Source organism: Pantoea alhagi, from assembly GCF_002101395.1.
GTDB lineage: Bacteria > Pseudomonadota > Gammaproteobacteria > Enterobacterales > Enterobacteriaceae > Mixta > Mixta alhagi.
Window position 1 is genome coordinate 3,934,842 of record NZ_CP019706.1, and the last position, 15,559, is coordinate 3,950,400.

A 15,559-nucleotide genomic window follows, 5' to 3' on the forward strand; every position below is an offset into this window, starting at 1 on the left:
TCACAGATAATAAAGATCCACGCAAATGCGTGGATTTTTTTATCGGCGTCCATTGTCTGGCTAAGGAACCCGGTCGCCTGTTTTCTGCTATAGGTATCTACCGGGAGCAACGACCTCTTATCCTGCTCATCTCCCGCTATCCCCTCCGCTACGTCTGTCTGCGGGATCCACTCTGCGTCGCTTACTCTTTTACCGGGTCATCCCCTCGCATACCTGAAATTTATCATCCAGACTTAAACCAAAGACATGGTCTGCGCAGGCAATGTGCTTTACACTGCGCGCTGCAAAAAATGAGTAGATAAACGATTAATCAGGCGGTAATGGCGATGAACGGAACAATCACAACGTGGTTTCAGGATAAAGGTTTTGGATTTATCAAAGATGAAAACGGTGAGAACCGTTATTTTCATGTGATCAAGGTCGCCAACCCTGAACTGATAAAGAAAGATGCGGCGGTAACTTTTGAGCCCACAACCAATAGCAAGGGCTTGTCAGCATATGCGGTAAAAGTTTTACCGGAAAGTAAATATCTCTATATTGCAGGCGAGCGCGTTAAGCTTACCTCAATCAAATCCTACCTGGTTTACAGCGAAGAAGTGCCTGCCGATACCCGCATCGATAAAGAAAGCCCCGTGCTGTCTGTGGGCGTACTGATGAGAAGCATCAGGCCGAAATCAGCGGCGCAGCCTGGTGAGATGCGTTTACTGAAAAAACTGGCGATCACTACCTTTCAGGGAACCACGTTAATCTTCTCGGAAGATGAAATAGACATAGATGCCACAGTGAAACTGCTCAAGGTTTGAAATAACACGTACTGACCCGGTGTTGAAATTTTGCGCCATCCTTAAGCAGAATTTCAACATCGGCTACCGGCCTGCGTGCGCCGTGATATCTGACTCTTTTATCACCTTCGCCAGCCATCAGCCCGCTCCCGGCACAAAACCGATCGCGTTAATGCCCTGCCCCGACTGGATGACCAAAAAACCCAACAAGAATGATATTATTCAGGCCAGACGATGCAAACAGCAACTGACACCGAACATAGTCCCTGAGGATCTTTTATGAACAAAGAAATACCGCTTAAATATTATGACATCGTGGATGAGTATTCGACGGAAACGGCCAGGGCGGTGAGCGACGCAGAACGCGAGCCTCTGGCGCACTATTTTCAACTGCTGATTACGCGCTTAATGAATAACGAAGAAATCAGTGAGGATGCGCAGAAAGAGATCGCCGATGAAGCCGGTATCGATGACGCGCGTATTGATGAGATAGCCACATTTCTGAATCAATGGGGCAATGAGTAGTTTTCGCTGAGAGCACTGGACACAACGCAGGTAAAAATAAACCCGACACCTGATTCCCTCGCCGTCTCGCCAGGCCTGTTGTCAGATTTATAGCTAAGCTGAGCGGATAAGCGTGTACACTGCTGCGGTTTTAAATCTAAGCGCCCAGGAGGCAACAGTATGAAAGAAGGCCCATTGACCGGGAAAGAGCTGCAATGGCTTGACGAAATGCTGGATAAATATGGCAGCGAGGCGTCGATCGTGGATGTCGCCGAGCTGGATGGCCTGCTGACCGCGGTGCTTTCCGGTCCGCGAACCATTGAACCTAGCGAATGGCTGGTGGCGTTATGGGGCGGTGAAAAACACATCCCCAGGTGGAGCAACGAGCGCGAAATGAACCGCTTTATGGAGCTTTGCTTCCAGCATATGAATGATATCGCCGACCGTCTTGCGGATTTTCCCGAACAGTTCGATCCACTGTTTGGCGTACGTGAAACTGAAGGCCAGGATTTTACCGTGGTAGAAGAGTGGTGCTTCGGCTATATGCGCGGCGTCGCGCTGAGCGACTGGTCATCATTGCCGGAAGCGTTACAGCCAGCGCTGGACGCCATCGCTCTGCACGGCAAAGAGGAAAATTTCCCACAGCTGGAGAACCTTTCCCCGGAGGAGATGGAAGAACGCTTCGCCGCCATTCGCCCCGCCGCGCTGGCGCTGCACGATTACTGGATCGCCCAGCCGGAAGCGATACCCGCGCCGCAGCAACCGGTGGTTACCGAGCAGAAACCGGGCCGCAACGATCCCTGTTTTTGCGGCAGCGGTAAAAAATATAAGCAGTGCTGCCTGCACTAAGCCTGATGCGCCTGCGGGCGCTTTTTTTTATGCGGCAAACTCCCCGCCATCGATCAGGTAATCGATTAACGCCGTAAGCTTTTTCAGATCGTCCAGTGAAATATTGTGGAAGAGCGCAATGCGCAGCTGGTTGCGGCCCAGCGCCCGGTAGCCATCAATACCATAAACCAGCTGCCGCTGTTCCAGCCAGGCGATCAGCCTGCTTACGTCAATATTGCTCGCCACGTCAATGGTGGCCACCGTGGTTGAACGCGCCCGTGGATCCGCCACATAGCAGGATAAGCTGTTATGCGTCTGCGCCCATTGATAGACCCACTCGGCCTTCTCTTTTGCCTGCTGCTCCACCTGCGCGAATCCCAGCGCATTCATCCGTTTAACCTGCTCAGCAAACAGCCATAGCGTTACCACGGCTGGCGTATTATAAGTTTGCGCCTGCTCGCTGTTACTCAGCGCCAGCCGCCAGTCGGCAAAAACCGGCATATAGCGCTCAGTATCTGCGGCAACCTCAGCGATACGGGCTTTCGCTTTCGGCGAAAGCAAGGCCACAAACAGCCCTCCTTCGCTGGCGAAAACCTTTTGCGGAGAGAAGAAAAAGAGATCGGTACGTGAAATATCGCAGGCTATCTGTCCGGCACCACTGGTAGCATCCACTGCCAGCAGGCAATGTTCGCCAACCTGCGGCAGCGCACTATTCATTACGCCGGTAGAGGTTTCGTTCAGCGTAACGGCAACAACGTCGTCTGCATCATCACTTTGGGTCATCATATTGCCCTGCCCATTTTCTACCTGGCGCTTTTCCGCCTCGATCCAGGGAATACGTCGCGAAGCGTTAAACCATTTATCAGAGAACTCGCCGCAGACATGATGAACGATGCGCTTTTTCACCAGCCCAAGCCCCACCATATCAAACAATAGCGTCGCGCCACCGTTTCCCAGCACGATGCTGTAATCCTGAGGAACATTTAAATAGCTGCGCAGGTTATCCTGAATTTCCCGGCATAACGCTTTTACCGGTTCTTTGCGATGACTGGTGCCTAACAGATGCGGCCCTTGCTGTTGCAGGCGGGCCAGATCTTCCAGGCGAATTAATGAAGGGCCACAGCCAAAACGCGGATCGGCAGGGATTAAATGCTGAGGGATGTTAACAGACACGCGAAACTCCTGTGATAAATGAATTTAATCCTGCAAAGCGCCCAATCTGCGACGGCTGCAATGTCATATTTTTACGCTAACCGGTTTATTTTTTATCATTAATTCTTTGTAAAAACACCGAAAAAAATGGCTGCCGTCTCTGACCGGCACCCTGGCGCGGTCTGGTTTATTTTTGTATCCTCTCTTGACCTATTTTGTCGAAAGTATACTTTCCGGACATGAAGAAAATTCTGATTATCGTTCCCGATGGCGGCATGCTGTTTGAGTCCGCCGGTATTGCCGACATTCTGATGCATGCCAACCAGCTGCATCCGCAAGGCCTGACGCGCCCTCGCTACCAGGTTGATATTGCGACAACGCAGCCGCATCAGGTGATCCATGGTCAGTCCGGGCTGAATCTGCTTGCCGATTACCGCATTCACGAACTGGACCCGCGCCAGCCGCTTGACACCATTCTTATCACCGGCCGGGGCCAGACCGAACAGGAAGGCACCGCCGTTGTCGACTGGCTGCGCCTCGCCGCTCCGCATGCGCGTCGTGTCGCCTCGATTTGCGGCGGCGCCATGCTGCTGGCACAAACCGGCCTGCTTAACGGCAGACGCGCCACAACGCACTGGAAACTGCTGGAAACCATGCAGTCCGCTTTTCCTGAGGTAAAAGTAGAAGGCGGACCGCTCTATATTCAGGACGGACCGATCTGGACTTCCGGCGGCGTTACCTCCGGTTTTGACCTGACGCTGGCGCTGGTAGAGGAAGACTACGGCTTTAACCTTGCCCGCGATATCGCGCAGGATCTGGTGATGTATCTTCGCCGCCCCGGCAGTCAGCTACAGTTTAGCCGCTACACTCTGCAGCAAAGCAACGGCTCTGGTCCGATAAGCGATCTTCAGGCGTGGATACTGGAAAATATCGCCGCCGATCTCTGCGTGGAAAAACTGGCAGAGAGAGTCGCCATGAGTCCACGTAATTTTACCCGCGTATTTACCCGCGAAACCGGGGTCTCTCCGGCGCGCTATGTCACTGAAGTGCGCATGGCCGCCGCCCGGCAACGCCTGGAGCAAACCCGCGATACGCTGGATAAAATCGCCGTACAAACCGGCTTTGGCAGCAGCATTAATCTGCGCCGTATTTTTGAAAGGCAGCTTCATCTGACCCCAGGAGAATACCGTCAGCGTTTCCACAGCCGTTATATGGCTTAAAGTGATCCTTTTTTGTCGTTTACGCCAAAACAGCAGCGACCTACAGTAACCCCAGAGACCACACATAAGGGGGTTCATCATGGTCAGGATCGGTATTAATGGTTTTGGTAGAATCGGCCGCAACGTATTACGCGCAGCGCTGGGCAATCCGGATATTCAGATTGTAGCAATCAACGATCTGACAGATAGCAAAACGCTGGCTCACCTGCTGAAATATGACTCGCTGTTGGGCACGCTGCCGGTAACCGTGGAAGCGCGCGACAAGCAGCTGAGCGTGGATGGACAGCCCATCGTCGTCTTCAGCGAGCGCGATCCGGCCCGGATTCCCTGGCGCGAGGTGGAAGTAGATATTGTTATCGAGGCGACGGGCTTCTTTACCGAACGTGAAAAAGCCGCCGTGCATATTCATAGCGGCGGTGCAAAACGCGTCATTATCTCTGCCCCGGGGAAAAACGACGATTTAACCATCGTAATGGGGGTTAACCATACGCTCTACGATCCGCAAAAGCATTACGTCGTCAGCAACGGCAGTTGCACCACCAATGGGCTGGCCCCTGCCGCACAGGTTTTGCATCAACATTTTGGCATCAGGCACGGGCTGATGAATACCACGCACGCCTATACTAACAGTCAGGCGCTGCACGACCAGCCGGAAAAAGATCTGCGCGGCGCGCGAGCCGCAGCGCTGTCGATTGTGCCTTACTCCAGCGGCGCCGCCAAAGCGTTAGGGAAAGTGATCCCTGAACTGGATGGTCGAATGACAGGCTATTCGCTGCGTGTGCCGGTTCCGGTAGTATCGATAGTCGATCTTACCGTTACCCTTGAGCGCGATGTTACGGTGGAAGAAGTGAATGAAGCGTTCCGTCAGGCGGCCGCTTCCGGACCGCTACAGGGCATTCTCGGCTATAGCGACGAACCGCTGGTATCAAGCGATTATCAGGGCGATCCACGTTCATCGATTATTGACGGGCTGTCAACGCTGGTTATCGGCGGCAATATGGTCAAAATCCTTGCCTGGTATGACAACGAATGGGGATTTTCAAATCGCCTTGTCGATCTGGCGCTGATGATGGCTCAGCGCGAACGATAGTGACGGCGTGTTGCCTGACGTCAGGATCCTGGTTTGGCGGGCAGCGGTACAAGTCTAAGCCGTGCCGCCTCTACCTGTAATGTACCTAATGCGCCTGCGGGCGCATTATTTAACCGGTTAATGCCACTTCCTTACCCACCTATGCCCATCCCGTTCTTCAAGCATGTTGTAAAAACCCAGACCGGGGCCCCCCAATACCAGCAGTAACAGGACCAGGTTAAGGATTTTGTTTATGTTTATGTTTATTCCCCGCTATTTCTACACGCGCGCACATATTAGTCATAAAAGGCCGACAGGCGAAACGTTCATATCGTTGCAACACAAACCCGATGCGAAAGAACCTGAACCAGTGAAAGTGAGTTTTCAGAATATCATCGTTATCCAGGCCAAAATGATCCTGTATGTCATGGCAAGGAGAACAAAATATATTGCAATGACCCTCGGATGAATTGGTTTTCTTGGTTTGTTTTTTAAATAATTTATTCTTTCTGCTGGAGTCATGGTTCACTAATATATCTCGTTACTTACCCAGCTTAATTAATATGTTAGTTAGTGCAGTGAAAGAAAAAATGAAATCATGGTTTTAATCTCTGTAATTAACAAGCAATAAAAAGCAGATGAAATAATGCCTATCTGCACTATTTCATTTTCACACAGCTACAGACAGGGGAAGCGCTTGCTGAATGGCGTCAGCCCCAACGCGAAACAAACCTGCCAGGAGAGTCGCGTCAGAGCTGTGGCAATTAGCCTAAACAGGTTTTCGCAGGGGCCTGAACCTGTCCCGAGAGGTGACTGAGCCTACCTGAAGCTCCATTGCATGCTGATAACAAAAACCGCAGGGAAAATAACCCCACTCTCAACCCCAAAATAATCGGTAAAATTATACTGGACTGCATGATAAATATAGGGGGCGAACCCTACACCGGTGGCGTTTTTAAAGGACCGATAAATACCATCGTCGCCGCAGTGGCTAAAGCCATCAAAAAAGAACTCACCCGTGTAACCGTAAACGCCCTTAAAAGCCCAACGGCTCTCTTTTTTCCAGTCTTTGCGCACGCCCAGTGCCAGGCAGCGATCGCCATAACTGTTTTTCATCGTCCCTACCAGGACGCTGTAGTCGGAATCGGAAGAAAAGCGTCTCTCCGCTGAAAAAAACTGATTATCAAACTTTTCAGTATACATCCCCTGGTTATCGATGAGATGGTAAACAAAAGAGCCGGTATTGATGGAATATAAGTTTATTTCGCGAGCCTGACTCACAGGTATTACACACTGAATCAGCAAGAATAATAAAAAAAGAAAGCGCATAGGCATGTCAGAACAACCACGGGTGATGAAGGGAATATTATATGTAACAGCTACATAAAAGTATTAATTACATATGCGTATATTACAGATCATTCAGGCGCTTAATTATCAGCGCAGAACAGAACAAAAAAATTCTGCTTGATGATGACCCACAGAATAGCCAGCATTTCATCCATGAATTTATCAGAAACCCTTTTGAATCTTTCCATTTTCGACGCCCGTGTCTACTGCACAGAACTATTCCCGCGCATCTTACTTCGGCAGAATCAACGACGTCAACGGTAACATTCAGCCTACGCTGTGATTTTTTACCGGCACGATAGCATCAATGATCGGCCGAATAAAAACATACAACTTTCTTATGTGTAGCGGCTAAAGGCCACGCAGCAGAACGCTGCGGCGGCGCTGGAGGATCAGGCGTCCCAGTTCAGCCGCAGCGTGGCAATTTTCAAAATCACCGCGCTATAAAGCAATAGCAGGAAAAGCGAGAGGTCGCTTCTCCTGCCTAACGTTAACGGAATAAATTTATACGCGATGTTAACGCCAGAACACCCGCTCATCGCTGTCATAAAGCGGATCGCGCAACGCGCTATAATGTTCGCTCATCAGCACAGGGAAACGTTCTTTATCGCTCAGATGAAGCGGGTGTCGTCCCGGCAAGTTCACTGCAATCAGGCTTTCCTCAAGAGCATCCAGCGTTTCATCACGCTCGTCAAACAGGCTACGGCTTACTGACATCAGTTCTCTCCAGTGAAAATGCATCCTTTTAATCATAGTAATATCGGACCATTACGCCAAATCAACAGGGTAAACGGTTTTTTTTTCCGATATTTCTCTTATCGTTTTCAGGAGAGCGTGGTTTATATGCTGATGTCGTTAACTCAAACAGCTCCGTGCTGGCCGTATGTTCTTATGATGCTGAGGGCAGGATGCCCTCTCTGTTCAGCTATTAAGGCAAGGAGATTCAGGCGTTCTGGTAGAGATCCCAGCGGTTACCATAAATATCTTCAAAAACCACCACTGTCCCATATTCTTCCTGACGCGGCTCTTCACAAAAGTGAACGCCCTTTTCCTTCATTGAATGATAATCACGCCAGAAGTTATCAGTCTGAAGGAAAAGAAAAACGCGCCCGCCACACTGATCCCCAATAAAAGATCCCTGACGTTCATTAGATGCTTTGGCAAGGAGCAGGTTACAGTCGCTTTCCGGGTCAGGCGTCACAACAACCCACCGTTTACCAGGCTGAGGTGTATCTTCAACAAGATGAAAACCTAACAGGTCGGTGTAGTATTCGATGGCACGATCATAATCATCTACAACAAGAGCTACATAGCCCAGACATCTCTTCTGCGTTCTCAACGTGCCCTTCTCCTTATGCGAATATGATCGCTATGCGTTTCTGAAACATCAAAAAGTAACTAACAGTTAGCTGCGAATAATCAACGCCCATTTTTGACACGTACAATATCGGCCATAATCGCCAATGCGATCTCTGTGGGTGTCTTACTGCCGATGGGCAGGCCAATGGGGGCATGGATACGTTGTAACGCGCTTTCATCCAGCTCACCGATCCGACGCAGACGCGCCAGCCGCTGTTGGCTGTTGCTGGCGGACCCCATGGCTCCCAGATAAAAAGCCGGCGTATTTACCGCTTCCAGCAGCGCCAGATCATCCACACGCGGATCGTGCGTGGCGCAGATCACCGCGGTTTGATCGCTTGCGCCATGCAGCTCCAGATAGCGCGCCGGGTGCTGACTGATACAGCGCAAATGCGGCTGCGGTAAATGATTGTCCTGTAGCTGCTGCCAGAAATCGTCCCGGTGTTCACACACAATCACCTGCATACCCAGCATCAGCGCCAGGCGGAGGCATTCACCGGCTACCGCTGAATAGCCCGCCAGCAGCAGCGTCGGCACGCTGCCTACTGATAACGATACGCTGTCATGGTCATAGCACAATGCGCGCGGCACGCGATCGCTCCCGGTTTCCAGCTGTGCGCTCTGCCCTATTACAATCTGCTTGCACAGCCGATCGCCGCCCGCCAGCGCCTGCTGCAGTCGCCGGAGATGGCTCAGGCTGGCTGCGTCCGGCAGCAGCCGCTCAATCAGCACATCCAGCACCCCGCCGCACGGCAGCCGGGTGGATGTTGCCAGCCCGCCTTCACCGTAGCGCACTATTTGGCTGGCGGCGTTAAAACTCCCCTGCTGTAAGCGCGCAAGAAAATCCTCTTCAATACAGCCACCGGAGAGCGATCCGCAAAATTGTCCCTGCTGATTCGCCACCAGCAGCGCACCGGGCGCGCGCGGCGCCGATCCCCAGCTGTGCAATACGGTACAGAGCCAGACGCACTCCCCCTGCTGATGCCACTGCAGGGCGCGGTCGATAACCTGTTGATCAAGTGACTGCATTATCCCTCTCCCGACAGCATTGACGGCAGATCGACATCGCGTACCACACCCCTGTCCTGCGTCGCCAGCAGATAAACGTCATGCTGCGCTAACAGCTCACGCGCCGCCGTTTCGCCGCTTAACGCCGCCAGCTGCGCATAACATTCACGGCGAAAGCCCACCGGATGACCCGGCTGTCCTTGCCAGCAGGCGCGCACCCGCTGATGTTCCTTCAGCGCCTCTGCCGTCTGTCGTAGCGTTGCCGGACTCAGCCACGGCATATCCGCCAGCATAATCAGCCAGCCATGCCACTGTGCCGTTGCCTTTACCCCGGCGGCGACAGAGCTGGCGATGCCCGTGCTTGGCAGGATAATCTGGTGTGCGCCGCCAGTGCAGCGCCGCAGCGCCAGCGGCGCTGGTCTGAGCACCACAGCCACCGGCAGGCCGCTTTCTCTGGCGATACGGTAGCTGCGCGCCAGCATCGGCTCGCCCTCTATCGGCTCCAGCAGCTTGTGGCGACCGCAGGCGGCGCGATAGCGCGTACTTTCTCCCGCTGCCAGCAGCAAAATCCCCACGGTCATAGACGTCCCGTTGCGTTACGATAAAAGCTAAGCATAGATCGTCGGGAACCAGGCCTGCAAAAATTGGCATCAAAGGATAAAAAAAGGGGCGAGAAACGCCCCTGATGCGGGAAGGCAAGGTCAGAAAAAGCCCAGCGGCTCAATGCTGTAGCTCACCAGCAGGTTCTTGGTCTGCTGATAATGATCGAGCATCATTTTGTGGGTTTCACGGCCAATACCCGATTTTTTATAACCGCCAAACGCCGCATGCGCCGGATAAAGGTGATAACAGTTGGTCCAGACGCGACCCGCTTTGATGGCGCGTCCGACCCGCCAGGCGCGGTTAATATCGCGCGTCCAGACGCCTGCGCCAAGGCCGTAAATCGAATCGTTGGCAATAGCGATGGCTTCCGCCTCATCTTTGAAGGTGGTGATGCCCACAACCGGTCCGAAGATCTCTTCCTGAAACACCCGCATACTATTACTGCCTTTCAACAGCGTTGGCTGAATATAGTAGCCGCTTTGCAGTTGCCCTTCTGTTGGCTCAATGCCGCCGCCGGTCAGGATCTCTGCGCCCTCTTGCTGCGCGATATCCAGATAAGAGAGAATTTTATCGAACTGCTGCTGCGAAGCCTGCGCGCCGATCATCGTCCCGGTATCGAGCGGATCGCCGCGTCGAATGGTTTTTATCCGCGCCATCACCGCTGCGATAAACGGCTCGTAAATCGATTCCTGAATCAGCGCGCGCGATGGACAGGTACAAACTTCGCCCTGATTAAGAAAGCCCAGCACCACGCCTTCCGCTGCTTTTTCAATAAAAGAAGGCTCCGCCTGCATAATATCTTCAAAAAAGATGTTAGGCGATTTACCGCCCAGTTCGACGGTGGACGGGATCAGGTTTTTCGCCGCCAGCTCCAGAATATGGGTGCCGGTTGCGGTAGAACCGGTAAAGGCGATTTTAGCGATGCGCGGATTGCCCGCCAGCGCTTCGCCCGCCTCGCGACCAAAGCCATGTACCACGTTCAGCACGCCCGGCGGCAACAGATCGCCGACCAGCTCAGCAAAAAGCGTGATCGACAGCGGCGTCTGCTCGGCAGGCTTCAGCACCACGCAGTTGCCAGCCGCCAGTGCCGGTGCCAGTTTCCAGGCCGCCATCAGCAGCGGGAAATTCCACGGGATAATCTGTCCAACCACACCCAGCGGCTCGTGAATATGATAGGCAGCGGTATGCTCATCAATTTCCGCCGCCGTGCCCTCCTGCGCACGAATACAGCCGGCAAAATAGCGAAAGTGATCCACCGCCAGCGGCAGATCGGCCGCCAGGGTCTCACGCACCGGTTTGCCATTATCCCAGGTCTCATGAACTGCAAGACGTTCCAGGTTCTGCTCCAGACGGTCAGCAATTTTCAGCAGCAGCTGAGACCGTATCTGCACCGAGGTTTTGCCCCAGCGATCGGCGGCGGCATGCGCGGCGTCCAGCGCATTTTCAATATCCTGCTGGCCGGAGCGCGGGAATTCGCCGATAACCGAGCCGTCAACCGGCGACGTATTCGTGAAATAGTCGCCGCTAACCGGCGCAACAAATTCACCGTTGATGTAGTTGCCATAGCGCTGCTGCAGCGTTATCAGCGAATCTTTATATCCGGGCCAGGCGTAGCGCATACCGATTCTCCTGTGGTGTTAGATAACAAACAAGTAACTATTTATTAACATGGCCGAGTGCAGCAGCTTTGTCAGTTGCCACAGGAGAAAAGTGTGAGCGCGGCGGAAAGATTCAGCGCCTCAGGCGCTAAGCTGCTCGCGCTGACGCAGGCTTTGCCAGAAACGCTGTAAAATCAGACGTGGCTGATGGGTATCCGGCTGAGCGGCAGGATTAAAATCCGCGCCCTCCGGCAGACAGGCCTGCATAATGTGCGCGTCAAATTCGGGATGAAACTGCACCGATAGCGCATGCGGTCCGTAACGGATGATCTGGCAATCATCACCGTCGGAGCGAGCCAGCACGCGCGCGCCGGGCGGTGGCGTCAGCACCGTCTGACGATGGGAGAGCCAGACCGAAAAGCGGGAGGGCAGCGCCTGCAGCAGCGGATCGGACTGCGTGCCAGGCTGCAACGCGATCGGCAGCGCGCCCCGCTCCCAGCCGCGCGGGTTATCGCCCACCTCACCGCCCAGCGCATAAGCCATGAGCTGATGACCATAGCAAACGCCAAACAGCGGCAGCGCCTGTTCCATTGCCGCGCGCAGCCAGGCGGCGGTGCGCTCGCTCCATTCGGCGTGGTCGGTTACCATCGCCCAGGAGCCGCTCAGAATAGCGCCGCTGATGGCAGAGAACTCAGGCAGCGTTTCACCCAGGTCGGGGCGGCAGATAATATAGTCGTGGGGCGTGAGATCCAGCGCATCAATAAACCAGCGCGCCTGTTCGCCAATACGTTCGCGCACCGGCGCGGGAGGCCGTTCAAGCTGGATAATCGCAAGAGGATGCTGCGTGCAGGTCATACCGAATCCTTTTCCTGTTACGGGAGCGTTTCGGTTGCACAGTATTGCAGCTCTGTCGGGGACTGTCTCATAACTTTTTCTGAGACTTGAGTGCGAACTGATAATAAGCAGGCAAAGAAAACCGCCGCGCTAAGGCTTGTCTGTGTGTCGATACCTGTCATGATAGTTAATGATTTATTGCAGACAATTAAGGATGGTGTTGTGACTCTGCGTCATTTTTTTCTGGTGTTGATGGTTGTCTCCATTTGGGCATTTAATAACGTGGCCATTAAATGGGGCCTGCTGGATCTGCCGCCGTTATTTATGACCTTTATGCGCTTCGTAGTCGTTGCGCTGGTACTCATCCCCTTTACCCGTATCACCCGCGCTCAGTTGCCCTGGCTGGCGGCGCTGGCATTTACCTTTGGTTTTATGCATTTCTCCCTGCTGTTTGTCGGTATCAGCTACACCGATGCCGGTACCGGCGCGGTGCTGGTCCAGCTGGGCACGCCAATTGCCATGTTGCTCGCCTGGGTGATCCTGAAAGAAAAGTTAACACTGATGCAATTATCTGGCATCGCTATCTCTCTTAGCGGCGTGGTGGTATTAACCGGCAGCCCAACGATCCCCAACTGGTGGGTGCTGGCGCTGCTGCTGACCAGCGCATGCGGCTGGGCCATCAGCAACCTGATTGTCAAAAAAGCGCCGCCAATCAAACCGTTAACCATGACCGGCTGGCTGTCGTTTATGGCGATCCCCATCGTAGGCGTAACCTCATGGCTGACCGAAGCGCATCAGATTGACGCGCTCCTGCACGCCTCATGGCGTGGCTGGTTCGGCATTTTGTATAGCGCTATCGCCTCTTCCGTTGTGGCCTATTCGCTCTGGTATGCGCTGCTGAAAAAATATAACGTCAATCTGCTGATGCCCTATTCGCTGCTAACGCCGGTGCTGGCAGTGATTATGGGCGTGCTGGTGCTGGGCGACAGCATGAATATGTTTAAAATTATTGGCTCGCTGCTGGTTATTTGTGGCACCGCTATCGCAGTAATCAATATCCGTCGTTTACGTATGCATGCCCGTTTTCCCCGTTTGCCGCTACGGCGTAAGCGTCAGCCGTAACAGGAAAAAAAGTCCATCCATTGCTAAGGTGAAAGAGAGAATGAACTGAGGGAGAAGGATATGGATAGCAACCTGGCGGCACTTTTCTGGCAGCAGCTGTGGCATGCTCTAAAGGGAGAGATATCGCCCCCACCCATGATCCTGCAGGGATATGAAGTCTTTGCATCAGCTTTTCCGGTGAGTGAACTTGCCGCCACCAGCATGGCGCTGGCGGCGCAGTCCGCTGCGGGCCTGGTTGGCAATCCTGAAAAGGTCACGGTTGATATCCGTCTCGCCTCACGCTGGTTCCAGCGCACTTTTCGTCCGATAAACCGTCCGCTGCCTGTCGCCTGGGATGTTTTCGCAGGTGATTACGCTACCGCTGACGGCTGGATCCGTTTGCACACCAATGCGCCGCATCACCGTCAGGCAATGGAGCGCGTGCTGGGAAAACAGGCGGACCGTGCGGCGCTGGCAAAAGTGGTTGCCGGCTGGCAAAAACAGACGCTTGAGCAGGCCATCATTGATGCCGGCGGCTGTGCTGCAGAGATGCGCACTTTGGCTGAATGGCAGCAGCATCCGCAGGGGAAATGCGTGGCGCAGGAGCCGCTAATTGCCTGGGAAACGCAGACGCAGGGCGCGCCGCCCGCATGGCCTCTTCCGATCGCACGCCCGTTACGGGGCGTTAAGGTGCTGGATTTAACGCGCGTTATCGCCGGACCGGTGGCCACCCGCTTTCTGGCCGGGCTGGGCGCTGAAGTGCTGCGTCTCGATCCTCCTGACTGGGAGGAGCCTTCACTGGAAGAGGAGATGATGCAGGGCAAACGCTGCGCCCGGCTCGATTTAAAAAGCGCGCAGGGGCGACAGCAGTTTGAACAGCTGCTGGCACAGGCAGATGTACTGGTACATGGCTATCGCGCCGATGCGCTGGAAAAACTGGGTTACGACAGTACCCGTCGGCAACAGTTGGCGCCCGGACTGGTGGATGTCAGCCTGAATGCCTGGGGCTGGAGCGGCCCCTGGCGCAATCGACGCGGTTATGACAGTCTGGTGCAGATGGCCTGCGGCATCGCCGATGCGGGCCAACGCTGGCAGGCTGCCGATGCGCCATCTCCCCTGCCGGTTCAGGCGCTGGATCATGCAACGGGTTATCTGATGGCGGCGGCCGTGCTGGAAGGCATGCGCCGACGCATCGCGCATCGCTCCGGCATAACGGCCCGGCTCTCTCTGGCGCGCACCGCGCATCTGCTGACTTCCCATCCTTACGCAGCCAACACAGCAGCGACTGGCCCTGGCCCGACGCAGCCGCACGATGAAAGCGATACGCTGGAACTCACCCCGCTGGGCATGGGTTACCGGCTGCGGCCACCGCTATGGCTGCCCGGTACCCCGCTGCTCTGGTCACGCAGCGGCAGCCCGCTGGGTTCAGCCTCCGCCAACTGGTTGCCAGACCGGTAGCGGTTTGGTTTTGCCGTGCCGGGACTTACTGCGTTTTAGCTGCAGGTAAAGCGCCTGGCCAGAAAACAGCGACAGGTGCGTAATTACGCTTCGTCTTCGCCCTCTTCTTCTGCTTCCTCTTCCGCTTCTGCCAGCTCTTCACGCATCGCCTGCAGCGCTTCGCGGCTTAATGCCGCCAGCGTACGATAAAAACCGCTGGTGGCGTGCGCTTCAACCTTGCCGAGAAACGCGCCGCACCAGGGCAGCAGATACTCATCAAACAGTGCGATCTGCGCCTGAATCTCATCTTCCTGCGCCTGATCTTCCAGCCAGGAGGCTGCCAGCAGTAATGCGCCAAAGTGATCGGCTGGCGCATCGCTCAGCGGCATACCGCGCTGTTGTAAAAAAGCGCGCACCTCTGCCTCTGCCGGACCATCCTGCCACTGCGAGCCATAAGGCGGCACGCTGCAGTCGCTGCCGACGAACAGCGCATTGTAATCGGCGGCCAGCGCCTGGGGATCGGCGTGCTGTTGCAGACGCGTCAGCAGTTCATCCTGCTCCAGCGGCCAGTTCTGTTGCAGCTTACCTTCACGGATCAGCGTAAACAGCGGCACCAGCAGCGGATCCTGCGGCTGCCGATTAAACAGCGAGCCAAGCACGCGGCAGATGATGGAAAACTCATTCATTACTTTCAGTCCGTTCAGAGGTTAAGAC

General features: G+C 54.4%; 17 protein-coding genes. 7 read left to right on the forward strand and 10 right to left on the reverse strand.

Annotated features, from left to right (window positions below):
* Positions 1–320 precede the first annotated feature (320 nt).
* From B1H58_RS18545 to B1H58_RS18560, 3 genes are all read left to right on the forward strand, one after another.
* On the forward strand, positions 321–803 hold the full coding sequence (locus B1H58_RS18545; protein WP_085071911.1) for a cold-shock protein: 483 nt from the start codon (positions 321–323) through the stop codon (positions 801–803).
* A 258-nt stretch (positions 804–1,061) separates the two neighbouring features.
* Positions 1,062–1,307, forward strand: coding sequence for a DUF2543 family protein (locus B1H58_RS18555; protein WP_085071913.1), 246 nt, complete (start codon positions 1,062–1,064; stop codon positions 1,305–1,307).
* 159 nt (positions 1,308–1,466) lie between these two features.
* A complete protein-coding gene (locus tag B1H58_RS18560; RefSeq protein WP_085071914.1) occupies positions 1,467–2,135 on the forward strand; it encodes a YecA/YgfB family protein in 669 nt (222 codons plus the stop codon).
* Positions 2,136–2,162: 27 nt separating this feature from the next.
* On the opposite strand, the gene B1H58_RS18565 is transcribed toward B1H58_RS18560, so the two are convergent.
* Positions 2,163–3,287: an aminotransferase class V-fold PLP-dependent enzyme gene (locus tag B1H58_RS18565; protein WP_085071915.1), complete on the reverse strand. Its 1,125-nt coding sequence runs from the start codon at positions 3,285–3,287 to the stop codon at positions 2,163–2,165.
* 218 nt (positions 3,288–3,505) lie between these two features.
* Between B1H58_RS18565 and B1H58_RS18570 the strand changes: the two genes are divergently transcribed.
* A complete protein-coding gene (locus B1H58_RS18570) occupies positions 3,506–4,486 on the forward strand; it encodes a GlxA family transcriptional regulator (protein ID WP_085071916.1) in 981 nt (326 codons plus the stop codon).
* A gap of 79 nt (positions 4,487–4,565) precedes the next feature.
* Entirely contained in the window at positions 4,566–5,576 is a 1,011-nt protein-coding gene (gene gap / locus B1H58_RS18575; RefSeq protein WP_085071917.1) for a type I glyceraldehyde-3-phosphate dehydrogenase, read from the forward strand.
* A gap of 217 nt (positions 5,577–5,793) precedes the next feature.
* Here gap and B1H58_RS18580 read toward each other — a convergent pair whose 3' ends face one another.
* From B1H58_RS18580 to B1H58_RS18615, 8 genes are all read right to left on the reverse strand, one after another.
* Positions 5,794–6,084, reverse strand: coding sequence for a DUF3289 family protein (locus tag B1H58_RS18580; protein ID WP_237172433.1), 291 nt, complete (start codon positions 6,082–6,084; stop codon positions 5,794–5,796).
* 290 nt (positions 6,085–6,374) lie between these two features.
* Entirely contained in the window at positions 6,375–6,884 is a 510-nt protein-coding gene (locus B1H58_RS18585; protein WP_085071919.1) for a hypothetical protein, read from the reverse strand.
* A 537-nt stretch (positions 6,885–7,421) separates the two neighbouring features.
* Complete coding sequence (locus B1H58_RS18590; RefSeq protein ID WP_085071920.1) at positions 7,422–7,622, reverse strand: hypothetical protein; 201 nt, start codon at positions 7,620–7,622, stop codon at positions 7,422–7,424.
* Between the two features lie 226 nt (positions 7,623–7,848).
* On the reverse strand, positions 7,849–8,244 hold the full coding sequence (locus B1H58_RS18595; protein ID WP_085071921.1) for a VOC family protein: 396 nt from the start codon (positions 8,242–8,244) through the stop codon (positions 7,849–7,851).
* 80 nt (positions 8,245–8,324) lie between these two features.
* On the reverse strand, positions 8,325–9,293 hold the full coding sequence (locus B1H58_RS18600; RefSeq protein WP_085071922.1) for an XdhC family protein: 969 nt from the start codon (positions 9,291–9,293) through the stop codon (positions 8,325–8,327).
* Complete coding sequence (locus B1H58_RS18605; protein WP_085071923.1) at positions 9,293–9,853, reverse strand: nucleotidyltransferase family protein; 561 nt, start codon at positions 9,851–9,853, stop codon at positions 9,293–9,295. Before B1H58_RS18605 ends, B1H58_RS18600 begins: the two co-directional genes overlap by 1 nt.
* Before the next feature lie 120 nt (positions 9,854–9,973).
* On the reverse strand, positions 9,974–11,494 hold the full coding sequence (exaC, locus tag B1H58_RS18610; RefSeq protein WP_085071924.1) for an acetaldehyde dehydrogenase ExaC: 1,521 nt from the start codon (positions 11,492–11,494) through the stop codon (positions 9,974–9,976).
* Between the two features lie 120 nt (positions 11,495–11,614).
* Positions 11,615–12,328 (reverse strand): glutamine amidotransferase, encoded by a 714-nt coding sequence (locus B1H58_RS18615; RefSeq protein WP_085071925.1) that lies wholly within the window; start codon positions 12,326–12,328, stop codon positions 11,615–11,617.
* 201 nt (positions 12,329–12,529) lie between these two features.
* On the opposite strand from B1H58_RS18615, the gene B1H58_RS18620 reads away from it, so the two are divergent.
* Together B1H58_RS18620 and B1H58_RS18625 are read left to right on the forward strand one after the other, a co-directional pair.
* The gene (locus tag B1H58_RS18620) at positions 12,530–13,429 is read left to right on the forward strand and encodes a DMT family transporter (protein ID WP_085071926.1); all 900 of its coding nucleotides are present in this window, start codon (positions 12,530–12,532) and stop codon (positions 13,427–13,429) included.
* A 60-nt stretch (positions 13,430–13,489) separates the two neighbouring features.
* Complete coding sequence (locus B1H58_RS18625; protein WP_085071927.1) at positions 13,490–14,866, forward strand: CoA transferase; 1,377 nt, start codon at positions 13,490–13,492, stop codon at positions 14,864–14,866.
* An 83-nt stretch (positions 14,867–14,949) separates the two neighbouring features.
* Here the strand turns inward: B1H58_RS18625 and B1H58_RS18630 are convergent, their stop codons facing one another.
* The gene (locus B1H58_RS18630) at positions 14,950–15,531 is read right to left on the reverse strand and encodes a TorD/DmsD family molecular chaperone (protein WP_085071928.1); all 582 of its coding nucleotides are present in this window, start codon (positions 15,529–15,531) and stop codon (positions 14,950–14,952) included.
* Positions 15,532–15,559 lie beyond the last annotated feature (28 nt).